This window comes from Sediminibacter sp. Hel_I_10 (genome assembly GCF_000688335.1).
Classification (GTDB): domain Bacteria; phylum Bacteroidota; class Bacteroidia; order Flavobacteriales; family Flavobacteriaceae; genus Psychroserpens.
In genome coordinates this window covers 2,209,517-2,231,166 of sequence record NZ_JHZX01000001.1, presented here as the reverse complement: position 1 = coordinate 2,231,166, position 21,650 = coordinate 2,209,517, and the positions used below count along the sequence as shown (strand labels likewise).

Genomic DNA, 21,650 nt, shown 5'->3' with positions numbered 1-21,650 from the left:
AACAAGTAAAATTCCATTAATTTCTCACTAGCTTACTCTTATATTCTTGATCAAATATCAAACCTGATTTAGCTATAGCAAATGCTTGTTTCAACAGCTTATTGCATACCGCTATTAGCGCAAGTTTTTTGCTCTTTCCCTTAGCGACGATTCGCTCATATAAATCACGACAAGCTTTATTGTATTGACAAGCGTTAAAACTGCACATAAATAATAAATTTCTAAGTTTCTGGTTTCCTATTTTACTTATTCGTGGCCTCCCTTTTACACTGCTTCCACTTTGCCGTATCACTGGCGTTAAACCTGCGTAACTGCATAACTCACCTGCACTTGTAAAACGATCAAATCCACCTGTTAAAACCACTAGCGTAATGGCTGTTTTAGGACCTATACCAGGTATGGTTTTTAATCGCGTTAACAAATCTTGATGAACCTCTTTTACCAAAACTAATAACTTGTCCTCTAATAGTTTTATCTCTCTCTGGAGCTGTCTTAAACTACGTTTTAAAGACGTCAACACGACCTTACTAGGATTGCCCAATACAGACTCACCATGTAATTTGTTTTTAAGCATAGTGCTCTGTTTTGTATAAACAGAAAGAGCTCTAGTGATTTGAAGACATTCTATTTCATTCTTAGAGTTGCCTTTCCAAAGCTTTAAGTCCACCTGCTCTGCATAAGAACAAATAAGTTTTGAATCGCTCTTGTCGGTCTTAATTTTTGATAAGCCCATCTGAATAAAACGTTTAACAGATAATGGATTCTCTACAGATACTTTTATACCTGATTCTAATAAATGGTACGCTAACTGATAATGATAATAACCCGTAGCTTCCATTACACAATGACTAGTGTTATTTAAGAGTTTTGTAAACTTCTCAAAGCCCAATCCATTGTTTCTAAACTGATAATAATTACCATCAGAATCTGTAACATCGAATACTAACGCACTAATGTCAATACCAAAATATTTAATATCTTTATTCATAAGAAAATGTTTTTTGAAAGGACAATCTACGCGAGTTTCAACGACTTGAAAGCGAGGTCTAAAAGCCTCATAGAACTGTACGAAATCTGTGTAGAAAAGAGAGGGGGTTTTCAATGTTGACGAGATCTAGGTCTCTGCGTGTATATTAACCTTATTCCTCTCTTTTGTCTTTTCTGTTTTATACTTAAATTTAGTGAATTGTAAACTTAAGACGTGTATTCTTTCCCCGTAACCACGTCTTCAGATGACAAAACAGGAAATTATAATGCTAAAATTTCTGTAGGTGGCGCCCAGTTTTACAAATCCCTAAAAGTAGAAACCGTCAAGCCCAATCGCCTTAAGATAAAAATCGATTTTCAAGATGAAGTCTTAACCAGTCAAGAACCGCTCAACGGGAACTTAGATGTAAAATGGTTGCACGGTGCACCAGCAAAACAGATCAAGGCCGAAATCAAAGCCAAATTCAGCACATCAAACACAGGTTTTAAAAATTATAAGGATTACGTGTTTACAGATCCTACCCGAAATTTTGATACAGAAGAGCTCACCATATTTGAAGGCAATGTCGATGCTGAAGGTCAAGCTAACATCAAGACCCAATTGGAAGTAGGCAAAAATGCACCAGGCATGCTCAACGTTCAGTTTTTGGTTAGAGCCTTTGAAAATGGCGGTGACTTTTCTTTGGATGCGTTTACAAAACCCTATTCGCCATATGCATCTTACGTTGGGCTTCGTTCTCCTGAGGGAAATAGCTACGGCTCCTTTTACACAGATACCAATCAAACTTTTGATTTAGCAGTAGTAGATAAAGATGGGAAACCCGTAAAACGAGACCGTTTAGAAGTTAAAGTGTATAAAGTGGAATGGCGTTGGTGGTGGAACTCCTCATATGATAATCTTTCGAGCTATGTGTCTAGCAATTACCACAGACCTGTTATAGAGAAAACCGTTGCCACCAATGCAAATGGAACTACTAGTTTTGACATTACCATCCCTGAAAATGATCGTGGTCGCTATTTGATTAGAGTGGTAGACCCTGTGAGTGGCCATGCCACGGGACGTACGGCTTACTTCTATAAAAATTGGTCTAATATCTCCGTAGGAAATGATAAGGAGGCCGCTAAAATGTTAGTTTTTGCGGCAGACAAAGACCACTACAAGGTAGGCGAGACCGCAACCATCACATTCCCGTCAGGTCAAGAAGGTCGCGCCCTTGTTAGTGTCGAAAATGGAGCAGATGTACTCAATTATAAGTGGGTAAAAACCACCCAAGGTGAAACCAAGGTCAAAGTTCCAATCACCTCAGAAATGGCGCCCAACGTTTTTGTCAACATTTCCTTACTGCAACCGCACGCCATTACCAGTAATGATCTTCCTATAAGACTTTATGGAGTCATTCCTGTTTTGGTAGAAGACCCAAACACCATTTTAGAACCTCAACTAAACATGCCAAAAACCTTAAAGCCTGAGCAAACATTTGATATTCAAATTTCAGAAAAAAACAATAAAGCCATGACCTATACCATTGCTATGGTCGAGGAAGGGTTACTAGATCTCACCCGCTTTAAAACCCCAAATGCTTGGGATGCCTTTTATGCTCGCGAAGCGCTTGGCGTAAAAACCTGGGATATTTTTGATGACGTGATAGGCGCGTATTCTGGCAGCGTTGATCAAGTGTTCGCTATTGGTGGAGACGGCAGTGCGGTTAAGGGCAAAAATAAAAAAGCCAATCGCTTTAAGCCTGTAGTCACCTATTTAGGTCCTTTTGAATTGAAAGCGGGAGCAAGCAAAACCCATCACATCAAAATGCCAAATTACATTGGTGCGGTAAGAACTATGGTGGTTGCTGGTGATGCTAAAACCGAAGCTTATGGCAGTACAGAGACTTCCGTTGAAGTCAAAAAACCGTTAATGGTATTGGCTACGCTCCCAAGAAAATTAAGCCCTGGTGAAAAAGTCACACTTCCTGTTACCGTCTTTGCTATGGAGCCTAAAGTTAAAGACGTGAGCATTCAATTAAAGTTAAGTGATGGCATTTCGGCCATTGGACCATCATCTACAAAACTGTCCTTTGATAAACCAGATGAGCAAATGGCTTATTTTGAACTTGAGGTCGGCAAAGGTAAGGGCATCCAAACGGTTACGGTTATTGCCACTGGCAATGGCGAAAAATCGACTTATAAGGTGGAGTTGGATGTGATGAATCCAAATCCTATAAGTTCTCGATATGAAAATGCAAAATTAGAGGCGAATGCTTCGGAAACTTTATCCTTTTCAACCTTTGGCGTTGTAGGGAGCAATAGTGCCACTGTAGAATTCTCTACCCTTCCGCCTATGGATTTTTCGCGCAGACTGCAATACCTCATTCGCTATCCACATGGTTGTGTAGAGCAAACCACATCTGGCGTATTTCCGCAGCTTTTTTTAGGAGATATCTTTGATTTAACCTACGATAAAAAACAGGAGATCCAGTCTCATATTGAAAACGGAATTAAGCGTCTTGGTAATTTTCAAGGTCCTAACGGCGGATTGAGCTATTGGATTGGGGAAAGCACGGCCAACGACTGGGGCACGAGCTACGCCGGCCACTTTATGCTAGAAGCCGAGGCAAAAGGCTTTGTATTACCGTTGACCTTTAAAAGCAATTGGTTGCGCTACCAAAAACAGGCTGCAAGAGATTGGCGCCCAAGCTATAAAAACTATAATTCAGATTTGGCACAAGCGTACAGACTCTACACCTTAGCCTTAGCGGGAAGCGCCGATTTGGCTAGCATGAACAGACTGCGGGAGTTTAGTGAAATCTCCAATGAAGCCAAATGGCGATTGGCCGCTGCTTATGCGCTTGCAGGTCAAACAGAAGCAAGTGAACAGCTATCAAAACGCGCCAATATTGACTTTCAACCACCGCGATATAACTATTATACTTATGGCTCTGTAGACAGAAATAGAGCTATGGCCTTGGAGACCATGATTATTACCAAAAACCCCAAAGCCCGAGAACTCTCAGAATATATTGCCAAAGAACTCTCTAGTGATGATTGGATGAGTACCCAAACTACAGCCTATAGCCTATTGGCAATGGCCAAAATGGTAAACGCCAATGGTGGTAAGAGCATGAATTTTACTTACAATTTTAACGGTAAGGAAGCATCGATCAACACCAAAAATGCGATTGCACAACGAGCGCTCAACGTTCAAGACGGTGCCAATACGCTCAAGGTGACCAACGCTATCGGCAACCTCGTGTATGTACGTGTTTTAAATTCTGGAAAACTGCCCTTAGGTCAAGAATTGGCAGAGCAACGTGGCTTGGGCGTTTCAGTAGATTATACCGATTTAAAAGGAAATGAAATTCCTATTTCAAAACTGAAACAAGGCGAAGATTTTGTCGCTACCATTACAGTGACAAATCTTAAGAATGAAAACGTCAATGATATAGCATTGACTCAAATATTTCCGTCGGGTTGGGAAATCGTCAATACAAGATTTACAGATTTTGGAGATACCACAGTAAGTCAAGCTAGATATACAGATATTCGTGATGATCGTGTGCATTTTTATTTTGACTTGCCTCATAGAGGAAAGCATGACACAAAAACCTTTACCGTGATGCTAAACGCATCTTACTTGGGCAAGTATTATTTGCCAGGAACCCAGGTTGAGGCAATGTATGAAAATGACTATTTTGTAAGAACCAAAGGGCGTTGGGTCGAGATTGAAAAATAAGTTTAAGATTGAAAATGAAATTCTATTAAAACACAAATGAAACTCATACGCTATATAAAAAAACATAAAATCAAATCGGTAATTCTTACCGTTGCTATGGTAGCGTATGCTTTTTGTTTGCCTACAAAATTATTCAATGACCCAACAGCAACCGTTATTACCAGTAAAAATAACACCTTATTGGGAGCACAAATTGCTCCTGATGGGCAATGGCGTTTTCCTCATAATGATAGAATTCCGCAAAAATTTAAAACCTGTATTGTACAATTTGAGGACGAATATTTTTATCAGCATCCCGGGTTTAATCCCATCTCCATCTTCAAAGCTTTAAAAGACAATTTAAGTTCTGGAACGGTGCAACGTGGGGGCAGTACCTTAACCCAGCAAGTTATTCGTTTGTCTAGAAAAGGACAATCCAGAACCTACTGGGAAAAATTAAAGGAAGTTATTTTAGCAACACGTCTTGAGTTACGTGACTCTAAGGAAGCCATACTAGCGCATTATGCCAGCAATGCGCCTTTTGGCGGCAATGTTGTAGGATTAGATGCCGCGGCTTGGCGTTATTTTAACAGAGACGCCCATCACTTGTCTTGGGCAGAGCATGCCACACTTGCGGTTTTACCCAATGCTCCCAGTTTAATTTACCCAGGAAAAAACCAAGAACAGCTTTTAAATAAGCGCAACAGATTACTTAAAAAATTACTTGACCATCAAATTTTAGATAGCTTGACCTATCAACTCTCAATTGCCGAAATCTTACCTCTGCAACCCTATGCCCTACCACAAACCGCACCACACCTCTTGCAAAAAATAGCTCATGAACATCAGGGTGAACGTGTTAAAACTACGGTTAACCTTCGCCTTCAAGAACGCGTTAACTTGATTGTAAAAAATCAATACCACATGCTCAAACAAAATGAAATCCATAATGCCGCGGTCTTGGTCATGGATGTTCATACCAGAGAAATTTTAGCTTACGTAGGCAACACCCCAACCGATAAAGAGCATCAAAAAGATGTGGATATTATTGACAAGCCCCGGAGCACCGGAAGTATTTTAAAGCCGTTTCTTTATGCCGCCATGTTAGACACTGGCGATTTGTTGCCCGACATGTTAGTGACCGATGTGCCCTCTCAATTTGGCAGTTACAATCCAGAAAATTTCAACAAAGAATTTGATGGTGTAGTCCCTGCGAGTCGTGCATTATCAAAATCGCTTAATGTCCCAGCGGTAAGAATGCTGCAAGCGTTTGGATTGGACCGGTTTCATCATTATTTAAAGGATTTGAAATTAAAAGATCTTAAATATAATGCCAATCACTATGGCCTATCGCTCATTCTTGGCGGTGCCGAGAGCAATCTATGGGATTTGTGCAAAAGTTACGGCGCCCTATCTTCTACATTAAATCATTTTTCTGAAACCTCAAGTGAATATTACTCAAATGAATTTGTAGAGCCTACTTTTTTGGCTTCGGAAACCATCGACTTTGGAACAACGTCCACAAACAAAACACTATTTGATGCTGCATCTATTTACTTAACGTTTGAAAGTCTCAAAAAAGTGAACCGTCCCGAAGGTAAAGAAAGCTGGGAGTTTTTTGACGATTCTAAAAAAATTGCATGGAAAACGGGAACGAGCTTCGGTTTTAGAGATGCTTGGGCCATTGGTACTACTACAGATTTTGTGGTAGGCGTTTGGGTAGGTAACGCAGATGGAGAAGGACGTCCTGGTTTGGTAGGCGTTCAAACCGCCGCGCCAATATTGTTTGATGTGTTTGATCTTCTACCCAATAGCGAATGGTTTGCAAAACCCTATGACGAAATGCAAGAGGTGTTGATCTGTAAAGAGAGTGGGCATCGCGCCTCTACAATCTGCAATCATACCGAACAAACTTTTGTGCAAAGAAGCGGATTGAAAACACAGGCCTGCCCCTATCATGTTGTTGCCAATGTTGATGCCTCACAAACCTATCAAGTGAACTCCTCTTGTGAAAACATAAGCGACATCGTACAGCAACCCTGGTTCGTGCTGCCTCCATTAGAGGCCTATTATTTTCAAAAGAAACATCCGTTCTATAAACCTTTGCCAAAATTAAGATTGGATTGCCAAGGTGAGCACTTAGCGACCATGGATTTCATCTATCCAAAGGCAAATAACACCATTTTCCTTCCGAAGGATTTCGATGGAAAAACTAACGATCTCGTGATTAAAATTGCACATTCAAAACCAGAAAGTCAAGTATTTTGGTACCTCGATGACACCTATTTAGGGGTAACAAAAGATCTACACGAGTTGGCGATACTTCCGCAGAAAGGGGAGCATGTCATCACTGTGGTTGATGACTTGGGCAATGAGGCTAAACGATGGATTTCGATTTCAGGATAACTTATTAAAGAAGACCATTTCAAATAAAATCGGAAAAAAGCACCTATCCCGCTCGTTTACTTTAAAACCTCAAAAGTAATGCGTGATTGTATTAGTTTTGAGTACTACAAATTATGTACTTTTGTAAGATCAACTAAACGAGACATCTTATGTACGAAACAGTAAAATTCATTCACTCTTATTGGGCTTATTTGGTATTGATCATGCTAGTGTTAGCTACTTTTAATGCCTTGATCAAATTCTTTGGAAAAAAGGAATTTCACGCCCAAGATTTCAGAATCGCTCTGTTTACGCTTATCGTGACCCACATTCAGTTATTGATTGGGATTGTTCTGTTTTTCTCAGCTAATTATATCTCCTTGATTGGTGAGATGGGAATGAAAGGGATCATGCAAAATGACACGTTGCGTTCTAATATTATTGAGCATCCCTTGACCATGATTATCGCTGTGGTATTTATTACCATTGGCTATTCAAAACATAAAAAGAAATTAACCTCGGTCCCTAAATTTAAAATGCTCGCCATTTTTTACACTTTGGCCTTAATATTGGTATTGGCCAAAATACCTTGGAGTGTTTGGTTTTAATCCACTCTAAAAACAAAACATGCGCCAGTTATTGGGCGCATTTTTTGTTTTCATAAAAAGCATTTATGGTTCTTCTACTTGGCGTATGATATAGACATACACGGGGAAGTGGTCGCTAAAACCATCTGTAAAACTCCCATTTGAAAAACTGCGTTTGGGGTAGCCTTTATAACGGCCACGCTTTTCAGACAAGTATAATTTATTGTAAATTCCTGCTCTATACAATCTGAAGGAGGTATAATCCTGAGTCTCTATAAGCGGTTTGGTCATTAAGATTTGATCAAACAAACTCCAAGAATCTCTATAAGCCGTGGTCCCAAAACCCTCTTTTACAAACATATCTTCATAGGGGTTGTAGATTCCCTTGAGTCCCACATCTTCCCGATCTGATTTGGCATTAAGCACTTCTTTAACACTATCATTAGTAGGATCATCGTTTAAATCTCCCATAATAAAAATTTTGGCGTAGGGATCAATCACTTGTAAAGAGTCTACAACATATTTACTCGTCTTAGCTGCTGCCACTCGATTAGGACGACTTTTTGCCTCGCCTCCACTTCGAGATGGCCAATGGTTGACCAAAACATGAATTAATTCTCCATCAAGCTCACCACTTACCAGCAATTGATCCCTAGTTTGCTTGCGTTTTCCAGTAGAGTTATCATAAATCTTGACCTCATGGCTATTATGACTTATTGGTCTAAATAATTTCTTTTGATATAATAGAGCGACATCGATACCTCTAGCGTCTGGCGACTCATAATGAATGATGCCGTAGTCTCTACTCAAGAGCAAAGGATCGTTAACCAGATCCACCAAGACTTCCCTGTTTTCAATCTCGCATACCCCAATAACAGCTGGAGAGTTCCCCACAATATCTGCACCAATATCTGAAATCACACGGGCCATGTTATGAACTTTTTTGAGATAAGCAGCTTCCCGATTTGCCTTCATCTCCATCAACGGACTTTTTTCATCAAATTTGGTCCTATCGTTAATGGTATCGAACAAATTTTCCAAATTATAAAAGGCAACCGTATGAATTTTAAAGCGCTTCTCATTGCTTTCTTTTTGAGCAAAAACCAGAGCCGTACTAAACAATATCCAAATTACGCCATAAAATTGCAAGTATCTCATTGTATATGCCTTAAGTTAATAATGCTCTATTAAAACTCTTTAATCAAAAGTAGATTATTATTTTAAAAAAATGTACATTTAAGTACTTAATTAACTACTAATCAATACATACTGACCCATAATTCATTGTAAAATATGAAAAAGAGGTATCATGTCCTTATGTTTTTAACCTTCGCTACTTTGCCTTCGTTTTCACAAGACACGGTTGTTATGGGAAGCGTTTTAGATGGCACTACTTTAGAACCCATTCCTGACGTCACTATCACTATTGAAGGATCTCATCATGTCACTAAAACAGATGCCAAAGGTGAGTTTCAATTCAAAACTATTGTCCCTTTAGGGGAACAGATTTTGAAGGTTGAAAAATTAAACTATAGTCCCAAACGTTATCCCATAATAATAAATGAGGGAAAGACACTTGATATTACTGGTATGACTTTGGATTATGACGTGAGCAACAAAAAAGATCTTTTCATTATTTCAATTTCTGATGATAATCTCAATAGCGAAGATGATGGTTTAACTGATAATATTTCTGGTTTATTACAGTCTTCACGAGATGTATTTTTAAACGCAGCAGCTTATGATTTTAGTGCCACGTTTTTTAGACCAAGAGGTTTAGACAATGCTAATGGCAAAGTTTTGATCAATGGTATTGAAATGAACAAACAATTTAATGGGCGGCCACTATGGGCCAACTGGGGAGGTCTTAATGATGTACAGCGAAATCAAGAATTTTCTATGGGTATTTCTGCTAACGATTATACGTTTGGAGATTTAGCCGGCACAAATAACATCATCATGCGAGCCTCACAATATCAGGCAGGTGGCCGCATATCCTATGCAAATGCGAATAGAAGTTATACCAATCGTGTTATGGCAAGCTACAGCTCTGGTCTTCTTGATGGCGGCTGGTCTTATTCTATTTTAGCCTCTAGACGTTCTGGAGAAGAAGGGTTTGTAGATGGCACGCTCTATGATGCCAACTCTTTTTTTTTTGCTGTTGAAAAACAAATTAGCGAAAAGCACAGCATTAACTTCACAGGAATTTATGCACAAAACAGAAGAGGTAGATCTACGGCGATCACGCAGGAAGTTTTTGACTTAAAGGACAATACCTATAATCCGTTTTGGGGCGCTCAAAATGGCGAAATTAGAAACTCTAGAATTAGAGAGACCAATGAGCCTATTCTAATGTTGAATCATTACTGGAACCTTTCCTCTAAAACAAAATTAAATACTAACGTTGCCTATCAATTTGGAAAAACCGGCAATACACGCATTGACAATAATGGTTCAAAGCTTGTGACATTTAATGGACAAGAAACCTATATTGGCGGTGCAAGAAACCCTGACCCCTCTTACTACCAAAACTTACCAAGCTATCATCTAAGAAACCCAAGCCCCTCAGCTTATGATTATGAACTGGCTTATTTGGCTGCCAGTGCGTTTAGAACTGATGGGCAATTAGATTGGAGAGAGCTATATCAAGCCAACGAAACTCTCAGAGCTCAAGGTGGTAATTCTATTTATGCCATTCAAGAAGATAGAAATGATGACAATCAATTTAGTGCCAACACTATTTTAGATACAGAATTGAGCGAACGTATAAGGTTAAATGGCAACTTAAGTTATAAACACCTTAAAAGTGAAAATTTCGCCAACTTACAAGATCTTTTAGGCGGGACAGGATATTTGGATATTGATAGCTTTGCAGATGATGCTCAAGGCCAAGAGTTAGAAAACCTTGCACAAAGCGATGTTCGACATCCAAATAGAATTGTTCAAGAAGGAGAGCGTTACAAATACAATTATAACATTAATGCCATTGTTATCAGTGCTTTTGCCCAAGCTCAATTTAGATACACTAAAATTGATTTCTATTTAGGCACTACCCTTTCTCAAACCAATTACCAAAGAAATGGCCTTTACGAAAACGGTTACTTTCAAGGCACCGGACCCGATGGTTCTTTTGGTAAAAGCGAAACATTAGATTTTTCAAATTATGGTGTAAAAGCTGGTGCTACGTATAAAGTGACAGGTCGACATCTCATAGATTTTAATGCAAGTTATGTTACAAAAGCACCAACCATTAGAAATTCATTTGGTAATGCCAGACAAAGCAATGAAACCGTGATTGGACTAGAAAGCGAAAAAGCAAAGGCTGTAGACCTTAGCTACATCTTTAGAAGTCCTATTTTAAAAACTAGATTAACCGCTTATGTTGCCGATTTTGAAGATGGTACCGATATTGGTTTTTTCTTCACCGAATTGTCTTCAGGTTTTTTTGTTCAAGAGATTCAAACCAATATAGACCGTCGTAACGTTGGAGCAGAATTAGGAGTTGAGGCTCAAATAACACCCACCATTAAGTTAAAAGGAGCCGCTGCAGTGGGGCAATATATGTACACCAACAATCCCAATTTATATTATACAAGTGCAGATATTGACCAACCTCTGACTTTTGGCGTCGGGACAACGCAACTAAAAGATTATCATGTTGCAGGAGGGCCAGAACGCGCATTCCAGATAGGTTTTGAATATCGCGATCCAAATTATTGGTGGTTTGGCGCCACCGCTAATCAATTCTCTCATTCTTATGTTGATGTAAGTGCTCTGAAGAGGTCTGACGCTTTTTTTATGGATACCGATCTGTTCCCAGAAGAAGGTCCAGGTTCTTTTCAACAAGGTGGAAATTTTTCTGGGGCAACTTTCAATGCGTATGACGAGACCACTGCAAAGCAACTATTAAGGCAAGAACAATTTAATGATTACATGCTTGTTAATATCATTGGCGGTAAATCCTGGAGAATCGACAATTATTTCGTGGGGTTCTTTGCAACGGTGAACAACGTATTTAATAAAACCTACAAAACGGGTGGTTTTGAACAATCAAGACGAGTCGATTATAGAAGTCAATTAGAGGAACAAACCAACGACAACGGACCGCTATTCGGGAACCGCTATTTCTTCGGAAATGGAACCACTTATTACCTCAATTTCTACATTAGATTCTAAACATGATTGTATTAAACGGCTCCTTTCCGAAGAGGAAAAATAAAAATTATAAGGATGAAAACAAATAAAACAAACAGTCTATTGCTCCTAATATGCATTGTTATATTTAGCTCCTGTGTTCAAGATGATGATTTCGAAACACCAACTATATCTGTAGAGCCAATAGTGTTTAAAACAGATGATCTCATCGTGGATATTGATGCTGTAATAGGCAATTATGCTCAACAAGAGGAGTTGGTCACTTATGAAAACAATCCTAATTTCAACACCTATATGTCTGGCTATGTGATTTCGAGTGATGAAGGCGGGAATTTTTTTGAGGAACTTGTTTTACAAGATCAACCCGAAAACCCAACCGCCGGAATTTTAGTTTTAGTCGATGTCAACCCTTTGTTTACAATGTATGAGTTTGGAAGAAAGGTCTATATTAAATTAGATGGATTGTCTGTTTCAGAAAATAATGGAGTGATTCAAATAGGAAAGGCAGATGGCAATAGCTTAGGTAAAATCTCAAGTACTAAGAGAGCAGAACATATTTTAAGAGATCCAGAAGTTGCCACCATTGTTCCATTAGAGGTTGCCATTAGCGATTTTTCTAACGATTTAGAAAACATTTACATTCGCTTAAATGATGTGCAATTTAATAGAGATGAAGTTTTAGGCAGCAATCCCAAGACATTTGCATCAGAAGATGACGACCAATTTGATGGTGAACGCTTATTAGAAAGCTGTGAAGAAACTGCTACCGTGATTTTTAGCACAAGTACATTTTCCGACTTTAAATCCCTTCATTTACCCTTAAATCGAGGAACATTAGACGGGATTTTAACTCGGGATTTCTTTGATGAGTTTTATACTATCTATGTAAACTCTCCTGAAGACATTCATTTCGATAATGACAGCCGCTGTGATCCTATTGAACTATCCTGTGGATTGGCTGCCACAACTGGTACAAATACTTTATTTGAAGATGATTTTGAAGGTCAATCTAACAACACTTTAATTTCTGGAAACGGTTGGACCAATTATATTGAATATGGTAGCGAGGGGTGGGAGGCATATACGCAAACTGGCACGAACGCTTCTCAAGGTATTTCTGCACGAGTGCGCTCTTCAAATTCTGGAGATGCTAGTACCATCGCTTGGTTAATCACGCCTCAAATTGATTTGGATGCATATAGCGGAGTTACTCTTAGTTTTGAGACGTCCAATAGTTTTGCTGATGGAAGTATGATGCAGGTCTTGTTTTCTAATGATTGGGATGGCACCGAAGATGGAATCACTACCGCCAATTGGGGGATTATTTCTGACGCATACATTACTCAAGATAATGACAACTTTGGCACTTGGTATAACTCTGGAAATGTAGACTTATCTTGCCAATCTGGTCAAATACACATTGCTTTTAAATATATTGGCAGTGGTTCAATAGACTATGACGGAACTTATGAGCTTGACTTTGTGAGCATAAATGCCCAATAACATTTTATTTGATATTAAGTATAGGTCACATCTCATTCGGTGTGGCTTTCTTTTTATATTTACTCCAACTCTCAAACAATCCTATGACCATATTTGACAATTTATTCCTATCCGTTCAAAAGCATTATAAGCCCAAATACAAACAGAAAGCTAATAGTTATGCGCTTTGGTATGTATCGCTCTTACAGAGTGGCCTACTCCTATTATCGGGCATCCTAATCGCCGTTTTTCTAAAAGGTATGCATACCTCTGGTATGAACTCTGAAAACGCTTGGCTGCTTTATGTATTGGTCGTACTCTTTTTATGTCTCAAAAATTGGCTACAGTACAGTGGCAAAAAAAGCAAAATCATGAGGGCCAACACGAAAAAATTCAATCCTATTAATTACAGTATGCGCACGCTGTGGTTAGTCTTAATAGGCATTTTTAGTCTTTGTATTCTATTATTACAAGCCTTTTAAACCAATTAATCTTAAGGCTGATCTATAAACTAGACTCGTGGTTTTGAATTGTAAAAAAGATATTGTTTCTCAAGACTTAGTAGAAGCTTTAGCCAACTCTAAACAGTACGCTTTTAAAATTTGACATCTAGTCTAATAACATTCAGTTGTTGTAAGTTTTTTTCACTTCATCTTTTTACAACTTCAACGATCCATAAAAAATAGGTTACTGTACTTTTTTCAGCGGGGAGAATAACATCCGTTTCAGTTAAAAAGTAAAAGCCTCCATTGTTTAGAACAATGGAGGCTTTTTGATTGTGATTAGTTAATTAAAATTTATTTATTTTTCTCGTTGAACGTATACCCAACCAGTGGTACGTTCTCCGTCTTCAAATAAAATAGAATAAAAGTAAGTACCTACTGGTAGCTCATTGCCATTCATATCCTGACCGTACCACTCATCTGTGTAATTATTCTTCTCAAAAACTTGAGTACCATATCTATTGAAAATCTCAATTTTAGCGACTCTAAAATTACTAAGATCGAATTCATCATTAAGACCATCATTATTCCCAGGCGAAATACCTTGTGGTATGACACAACTTTCTAAAGTAATGACATCAATATCTTGATAAGATAAACATCCCGTTTCATTAAAAGTAACCTCTATAGTATAGGTATCACCTTCTAGAACCGGTAACGTTAAGCTGGTTTCCCCATCAATAGGATCTGGTTGACCATCTCTAAACCATCTGATCGATACTTCTGATACATCGTAGTTTTCTGGAGTAGCTTCGATAAGTATAGGACTTGTTGCGTCTGGACACACTTCGTAGTCAAAATCTTCTGTAAAACTAGTTACAGGATCAATACCAAATACCAAGTTCATCGTATTTGTGACATAGCATTGCGCATAGTTTACCGATTCTACTCTTACAAAAATAGTCTCACCAGTGCTTTCATATGGAGATACCAAATCATTGGCTCCAGAGTCGGCATCTGCTTGCGTAGCATGATACGTCACAATATATTGAGCAGGATCTTGACCATTCAAAACATTAGCGTTTTGAGATTCTAAATTGAAATCTGCAAAGCCATCATCTTCATTGTCACATTCTGCATACTCAATACTTGCAGCAGTATGAGTAGGCGCTTCTGTAGCGATGTTAAACGTGCTCACAGAGTAACAGCCGGAGGATACTGCTGATTCTAATCTCACATAAATAACTTGAGGATTAGAAACATTTGTATAAGGTGAATTTAAAGCACCTGTATCATTATTGGCATCATCTTCAGAAGCGTGATACGTAATGATAAAATCTCCAGGAGCTTGCCCCCCTAACACGGCGTCATCATTTTGAGTTAAATCAAAAATCGCTGTATTGGTAGCTGAACATTCAAAAAGATCATCGGCTACACCAGGAGCAACAGGATCTGAGATTATCAAATTAAAATTACTTATAGAGAAGCAGCCCGTAATATTATTTTCAAGTCTCACATAAATCACTTGTGGATTTGAGATATTGGTGTAAGGCGACATTAATGGGTTTGTACCATTATTAGCATCTTCTTCAGTAGGATAATGCGTAATTGTAAAATCATTAGGACTCTGTTCTCCCAAAATAGAAGCATTGTTTTCATCTAAATCAAAAGTTGCTATGTCTCCTGCTGCGCATTCAAAAATGTCATCTGGTGCAGCTGGTATTTCAGGAGTTGGTAAAAATTCAACAATGATTTCATCTGAAACAATGCACTGAGAAGAAAAGATAATCTGAACCGTATAAGTTCCTGCTTCTGTAACCGTTAATACATTTGTAGTTTCTCCTTCAATAACAAAACCATCTTTAAACCATACATGAGCCACATTATCAGCTGTAGTCTGAATTGTATTTGGTTGATTATCACAAGTTGCAGTACCTGCTTCAACAGTTATATCTGCTCCTAAATCAATCTGACCAATATCAAAACTACCTGCTTTCAAAAACACTCCTGAATCGAATGCTGTATCACCTCCAAATTGGGAGGCATCACCAATAACCAATTTGATATGATAAGTGTCCCCTAGATTAACTTCGGAGAACGCAGTAAAAACTGTAGTTCTGCCATCAAAAGAAATTGGAGGTAAATTTTGAGGTGTATAACCCCCAAAATATTCCTCGTTTATTGCCGCACAACCAGGGTTCTCTGGGTGTATGTTAGTTACTAAAATTGGCGTTGTAGTTCCAGGTAACACCGCAAGGTTTGTGGTTACGCCATCTTCATCTGTTAATAAAAAGGCGAATGCATCTGAGAAATTACACTCAAAACTACCTCCAGTACTACCATTGTATTCTTCGGAAGCCATTAAGAAATCAAAACTAATTTCATTTGCATAAGCAACAAAATCGAATTCGATTATAGAAGCATTAGTTGTACTTGAACCGTCTAAAATACCATCCAAATCTGCATCTCCAGGCCAGTTAAACCCACCATCACTCAAGGTGTTGACATTTGGACCCCCAGCTCTGCTAGCATCACCAGTTGTCAATAAAAGCCCTTCTGTAAAAGGAAAGTCTCCCTCTCCAGCAGAAAAATATCCAATCCCATTGGTGCTACCAAAATTGGTACCAGTAGAGAATGTTATATTTGTGATTTCAGCACAATCCAAACCAATCAAAACATCTGTGACTAATTCTTCTACAGTATAGGTGTCTTGATCTACAGACACATTACCAGTACCTGGACGAATACAAAGATCAAAAGTATAATCTACAGGATCAGCGCCTGCAGAGAAGACTCTAATAAAATAGGTTTCTCCAACAACCAACTCTGGTGTTACGCTGGCATTTGCAGTTGAACAGTATACTTCTATAGGTGTATCACATGAACCACTATAAACAGCATGATCTAAATCTTCAAAAAAGCCACTACTATCGATATTATCAAAAGTAATTAAGTGAACCTCGCTTGTAGCTACGAATTGAAACCAAACATCATCATTTGCATTACCCGTACATGTGCCTGGAGCAATTCCAGATGGTGTAGCCTCTAATAAGGTTCCAGATGCTATAATATCACAGTCATTGCCTTCATTAACACCTACAACAGTAGCATTACAAGGGTTATCATTATCTGGAGGACATGCGGCAAGTTGAATTGCACTACTATTTATAACACAATTGACATCTTGATCGTTACTCACTGTAATAACAACATCAGTTAAAAAAGGAAACGGACCAACTTGATACACTCCTGTAGCAGTTACAGGGGTTGTATCGCCGTTTAGGTTATTTGAAATGGTCAATGATGTTGCGTCACCTAAGGTGGTAATATTAACATCTATTAAAAACTGCTCACCATTATCACAATCGTCTATGATTTGATAAGAGGCAGCAGGATTTATACAAGTGGCACATGAGACTGTGTAATTTAAGCCATTTGCCAAATCTCCAAAACCATTCTGACAAGCCACAGAACCGTCAGACGTTATTTGAAAAAAAATAGTATCACCTGTTGATTGAAATGTAAGGCCAGATAAATCTCCATCGTTGCCTTCATCATTATACAGTTCTGTAACTCCATCTGAATCTAAAACTACCAAGAAATCAAAAGGCGCACCTTCTATTTCTCCCGAATTGAAGGTAAGGTTGAGTGGGTTGCCATCTGAACTTGTATAAGAAAACAAGTTAGTATCATTGCTTTCGTAACAGTAAAAGGCACTAACTGGACCAGCCGTACAATCTACTAGATTCTCTAAACAAATTTCTTGCGTAAGTGTATTGCTTGAGATAACGCAATTAACATCATCATCATTAGCTATGGTGATTTGAACGTTAGTATTGTTTACATATGGTCCAAAAGTAACTATACCAGCAGCACTTACAACTTCTGCCGTACTTCCTTGATTATCTGTGACTGTTAATGATGTTGCAGATCCTATGTCTGTGATGTCCACATCTACAAAGAACTGTGGTGCAACAAGACAGTCTCCCACCACTTCAAAAGTAGCTTGAGGATTTACGCAAGTAGCGCAAGTGACCGTATATGCGATACCATTAGCTAAATCTCCAAAACCATTCTGACAACTTACTGAACCATCAGACGTTATTTGAAAAAATATAGTGTCGCCAGTAGATTGAAAAGTTAAACCTGAAATATCGCCATCATTCCCTTCACCGTTATAAAGTTCTGTAACTCCATCTGAGTCTAAAATGACAAGAAAATCAAAAGGAGCGCCTTCAACTTGACCAGAATCAATGGTCAATCTAATTGGTGATCCATCAGTACTTGTATATGAAAATTGATTGGTGTCATTAGCTGAATAACAATAAAAAGCACTAATTGGTCCTGCATTACAATCTACAACAGTATCTAAGCAAAATTCTTGGTTTTGCGCTGCACTCGTAATAAGGCAATTGGCATCATCATCATTTTCTAATGTGAAAATCACCGGCGTATTATTTGCATAGGGACCAAAAGTAACAACGCCCGTAGCGGTTACGGTTTCGGGAGTACTCCCTTGATCATCAGTAACTGTGACCGAACCAGCAGATCCTAAATTTGTAACATCTACGTCAACAAAAAATTGAGGTCCGTTGACGCAATCTGAAACCACTTCAAAATTAGCTTCTGGATCAATACAGGTATTTTCAGTAATTGTTAAGGTGTAACCCGTTGTTTGAGGCGCTGCCCAAGTTGAAATAACGATATAATATGTTTCTCCAGCTAAAACGGTAAAGTTATCAATAAGTAAATCATCTAGTGAAAAACTATTTGTTGCTCCTGTTTCACAAGCAGTACCAATATTAGCACAATCTGTATAAACAAAAACACCCGTATAATTATCTGTGATTTCAGATAATTCAATATCTACAGAAGTATCACTATCTGGTGAATACGCATATACAACATCATCCCCATTAAGGTATCCAAAGGTAGATCCACAATCTGCTCCAGGTGAACCTCCATAATCATTTATATAATTTGAGGTATTGTCTGTTGTGACATAAGGAAGCGGAGTTGTTACCATTATTGGGGCTTCACAGGTTTCACCTGGTCCAGAAACTCTGTAGGTAAATGGCCCTGCCCAAAGACTTGTTCCATCTGCTCCGCAATCGGCTCTTACATAGAACTCATAGTTGGTGCCTTCTACTAAATCTGAAACTTGATAAGGATTCTCGGTAGTTGCTGTCCCAGAATCAGCATCTGTAGGACTTGGCCCACCTTGTTCTTGATTGATAATTTCCCAAGAAGATTCAGATCCTCCTGGCGTCCAAGATAGGTCTGCCGTAGTCACATTAATATTACCAGCCACACCTTCTGAAGGAAAATTACAGGTTGAATTGTAAATTAAGACATTGTCAACCATCCACTGCCATGCCCAAGTATTTCCATCATTATAAACAAATCTCACCTGCATATTAGCATTTGCATAAGCCGTAAGGTTAATATGCTGCTGATTCGGATTATTCCATATACCTATTGTTGCCGTTTGATTTAGCACTTCAATCCACGTTGTCCCGTCAAAGACTTCTACAATTGCGCTATCTGCACCGATATTTTGATAATACTGATCAAAATCTAAAAAGAGATTAACCGCACTTGTAGCATCAAATACTGGAGAGGTTAACGTTTCTATAAGTTGGGTGCCATTTCCGTTGGCATCGCTATCTACAAGAGCACCGTTAGAACCATCAAGCGACTGTCCGTTTTTTTGTCCAGAAATCCAAGAATCGTCAGTAGCCGCTCCCTCATCAGTTACAGTCCAAGTCGCTGGGATTTCAGTATCGAAATCCTCATCAACATAGGTTTGTGCCTCAATCAGCATTACCGATAGTAAGAACACGATTAATAATGTAATTTTTTTCATTTTGAAATCGGTATTAGATTAAATAATTATTGTCTTCATATGATAAGATGTATCATTTATTTCAATTGAAGCCCTGCATTTTTTAAAAGGCAATCAAGGCTCAACGTTTTGAGTAACTTTTAATAAAGATTATTGATTATTCTCAACGATCAAAAACTCTGATCTTCTGTTCATTTGGAATTGCTCTTCAGTACAACCACCAGCGCAGTCTACTTTAGGTTCTTTTTCACCCATACCTACACCAGAAATTCTTGAAGCATCAATCCCTTCTGAAACCACATACTGTACAGTAGTTTTAGCTCTTCTATCAGATAAGGCTTCGTTATAAGAATCTGAACCTCTCATATCTGTATGTGACGTTACCTTGATCATCATTTCTGGATACTTATTCATGATCTGTACTAATTTATCCAATTCAAAAGCTGCTTTTGCAGTGATGTTAGACTTGTCAAAATCAAAATAAATAGGATCAAGTTCTATTCGGTCTGGAGCGATAATTTTTTCGATAGGTTCTAATTGAACGGCAACCTGAACTTCTTCCTCTTCGGAAGCTTCAACTTCTACTTTTTTACTATTGTAATCTTCCATCGTCACTTCAATCTCAGATTTCTTATCACATTCTACGATGAATTCAGCAATACCCTCATCGTTTGTAGTGTTAGTAGATAATTTATTTCCTTGATCGTCAGATATTGAAACGGTAGCTCCAACTATTGGATCTCCAGTAGTATCATCTGTAATAGTGGCTACCACTAATACATCACAAAGTGGTTGTAATTTTTTGATAGCATACACATCGTCGCTACCCATACCACCTTCTCTATTTGAAGATACAAAGCCTTTACCTGATTCTTCATCTAAATGAAATGCGAAATCATCGGCATTTCCATTTACAGGAATACCGACATTACGAACTGGTGCCAATTTACCATCAATAACTTTGGTGTAAAACACATCTAGTCCACCAAGACCTAAATGACCGTTAGAAGAAAAATATAAGGTCTCATTGCTACTGATGTAAGGAAACATTTCTTGAGCCGGAGTATTGACTTTTTGGCCCATGTTCACTGCTTCTCCTATAGAACCGTCTTCGTTAATAGTTGCTTTGTAAATGTCAAACATTCCAAAACCACCTGGCATATCAGAGGCGAAGTAAATTGTTTTTCCGTCTGGACTTACAGAAGGATTTTTTATAGAATAATTTTCACTATTAATTGCAAAACCTTCTACATTACCCCACTCATCACCAGATTTTTTTGCTTTAAATAAGTGTAGTAGACTGTAACGTGTGTTTGAAGTAGAATCTTTTACAAACTCTTTCTCAAAATAACTTTCACGAGAAAAATACATGGTATTTCCATCTGGAGAAAAAGACACCACACCTTCGTGGTATTTGGTGTTCACTTTGTCTTCTACTAAAATAGGATCTTGAAAACTTCCATCTGTATTTTTTGTTAATTCATAAATATCCAAAAATGGTTGCTCATTCCATCCGTAAGTTTTACGTGACGTGTTACGAGCGGAAGTTACATAGAGCTTATCGCCTTGTAGTGTTCCACCGAAATCTGAATATTCTGAATTGAATGGTAAATTTTGAACGTTAAACTTTTTCCCTTTCTCCAAAATTTTAGGAAGGTAATCTGGGTTTTCGTTAAAAGCAATGGCACGCTCATCACTTGGTCTCATTTTGGCAAACTTTGCCATTTGTACGTTAGAGGCTTCATACTTACCATTAGCTTTAAGCATTTGAGCATACTTAAATACCATTTCTGGCTCTTCTGTAGTCTCTAAGGCTTTAGCGTAGTAAAGTTCTGCTTCTTCAGTTTTAAATATATTGTAATAAGATTCTGCCAATTGGCCATATACATAGGCATCAGCATCTCCATCGTCCACAATTTCTTTATATTCTTCAGCAGCATCAACAAACTGCAGACGGTTAAAATACTTGTCTGCTTTTTTTGTATTAGCATTTTGTGCCGTTAAGCTAAAACTACTTATGGCTGCAATGGTAAAAAGTGTAATTATTTTTTTCATGATGT

The 21,650-nt window shown here is 38.3% G+C and carries 10 protein-coding genes; 6 read left to right on the top strand and 4 right to left on the bottom strand.

Translation table 11 applies throughout. From position 1 onward, the window contains the following. Window positions 1-16: 16 nt before the first annotated feature. Entirely contained in the window at window positions 17-988 is a 972-nt protein-coding gene (locus P176_RS19270; protein WP_026752976.1) for an IS110 family transposase, read from the bottom strand. A gap of 213 nt (window positions 989-1,201) precedes the next feature. Between P176_RS19270 and P176_RS19265 the strand changes: the two genes are divergently transcribed. The 3 genes from P176_RS19265 (at window position 1,202) to P176_RS0109980 (ending at window position 7,686) form a co-directional block, all read left to right on the top strand. Beyond that, window positions 1,202-4,714, top strand: a complete 3,513-nt coding sequence (locus P176_RS19265; protein ID WP_081820702.1) for an alpha-2-macroglobulin — start codon at window positions 1,202-1,204, stop codon at window positions 4,712-4,714. Window positions 4,715-4,750: 36 nt separating this feature from the next. Further along, the gene (pbpC, locus tag P176_RS0109985) at window positions 4,751-7,099 is read left to right on the top strand and encodes a penicillin-binding protein 1C (protein ID WP_026754573.1); all 2,349 of its coding nucleotides are present in this window, start codon (window positions 4,751-4,753) and stop codon (window positions 7,097-7,099) included. Between the two features lie 149 nt (window positions 7,100-7,248). Continuing rightward, window positions 7,249-7,686, top strand: coding sequence for a hypothetical protein (locus P176_RS0109980; protein WP_026754572.1), 438 nt, complete (start codon window positions 7,249-7,251; stop codon window positions 7,684-7,686). Window positions 7,687-7,749: 63 nt separating this feature from the next. Here P176_RS0109980 and P176_RS0109975 read toward each other — a convergent pair whose 3' ends face one another. After that, window positions 7,750-8,823 carry an endonuclease gene (locus tag P176_RS0109975; protein ID WP_026754571.1) on the bottom strand — a complete coding sequence of 358 codons (1,074 nt, stop codon included), beginning with the start codon at window positions 8,821-8,823 and terminating at the stop codon, window positions 7,750-7,752. Between the two features lie 180 nt (window positions 8,824-9,003). Between P176_RS0109975 and P176_RS0109970 the strand changes: the two genes are divergently transcribed. The 3 genes from P176_RS0109970 (at window position 9,004) to P176_RS0109960 (ending at window position 13,784) form a co-directional block, all read left to right on the top strand. Continuing rightward, a complete protein-coding gene (locus P176_RS0109970) occupies window positions 9,004-11,841 on the top strand; it encodes a carboxypeptidase regulatory-like domain-containing protein (protein WP_369793765.1) in 2,838 nt (945 codons plus the stop codon). A 54-nt stretch (window positions 11,842-11,895) separates the two neighbouring features. Next, window positions 11,896-13,323, top strand: a complete 1,428-nt coding sequence (locus tag P176_RS0109965; RefSeq protein ID WP_026754569.1) for a DUF5689 domain-containing protein — start codon at window positions 11,896-11,898, stop codon at window positions 13,321-13,323. 83 nt (window positions 13,324-13,406) lie between these two features. Next, on the top strand, window positions 13,407-13,784 hold the full coding sequence (locus tag P176_RS0109960; RefSeq protein WP_026754568.1) for a hypothetical protein: 378 nt from the start codon (window positions 13,407-13,409) through the stop codon (window positions 13,782-13,784). Between the two features lie 319 nt (window positions 13,785-14,103). On the opposite strand, the gene P176_RS20010 is transcribed toward P176_RS0109960, so the two are convergent. Both P176_RS20010 and P176_RS0109950 read right to left on the bottom strand, forming a co-directional pair. After that, window positions 14,104-19,611 carry a choice-of-anchor L domain-containing protein gene (locus tag P176_RS20010; RefSeq protein ID WP_051605449.1) on the bottom strand — a complete coding sequence of 1,836 codons (5,508 nt, stop codon included), beginning with the start codon at window positions 19,609-19,611 and terminating at the stop codon, window positions 14,104-14,106. A gap of 129 nt (window positions 19,612-19,740) precedes the next feature. Next, complete coding sequence (locus tag P176_RS0109950; RefSeq protein WP_026754567.1) at window positions 19,741-21,645, bottom strand: OmpA family protein; 1,905 nt, start codon at window positions 21,643-21,645, stop codon at window positions 19,741-19,743. Between the last annotated feature and the right edge of the window lie 5 nt (window positions 21,646-21,650).

Bases quoted from the DNA above. Each gene is read 5' to 3' on its own strand.
- P176_RS0109950 (WP_026754567.1), bottom strand. From the start codon at position 21,645: ATGAAAAAAATAATTACACTTTTTACCATTGCAGCCATAAGTAGTTTT.
- P176_RS0109975 (WP_026754571.1), bottom strand. From the start codon at position 8,823: ATGAGATACTTGCAATTTTATGGCGTAATTTGGATATTGTTTAGTACG.
- P176_RS0109980 (WP_026754572.1), top strand. From the start codon at position 7,249: ATGTACGAAACAGTAAAATTCATTCACTCTTATTGGGCTTATTTGGTA.
- pbpC (WP_026754573.1), top strand. From the start codon at position 4,751: ATGAAACTCATACGCTATATAAAAAAACATAAAATCAAATCGGTAATT.
- P176_RS20010 (WP_051605449.1), bottom strand. From the start codon at position 19,611: ATGAAAAAAATTACATTATTAATCGTGTTCTTACTATCGGTAATGCTG.
- P176_RS0109965 (WP_026754569.1), top strand. From the start codon at position 11,896: ATGAAAACAAATAAAACAAACAGTCTATTGCTCCTAATATGCATTGTT.
- P176_RS19270 (WP_026752976.1), bottom strand. From the start codon at position 988: ATGAATAAAGATATTAAATATTTTGGTATTGACATTAGTGCGTTAGTA.
- P176_RS0109960 (WP_026754568.1), top strand. From the start codon at position 13,407: ATGACCATATTTGACAATTTATTCCTATCCGTTCAAAAGCATTATAAG.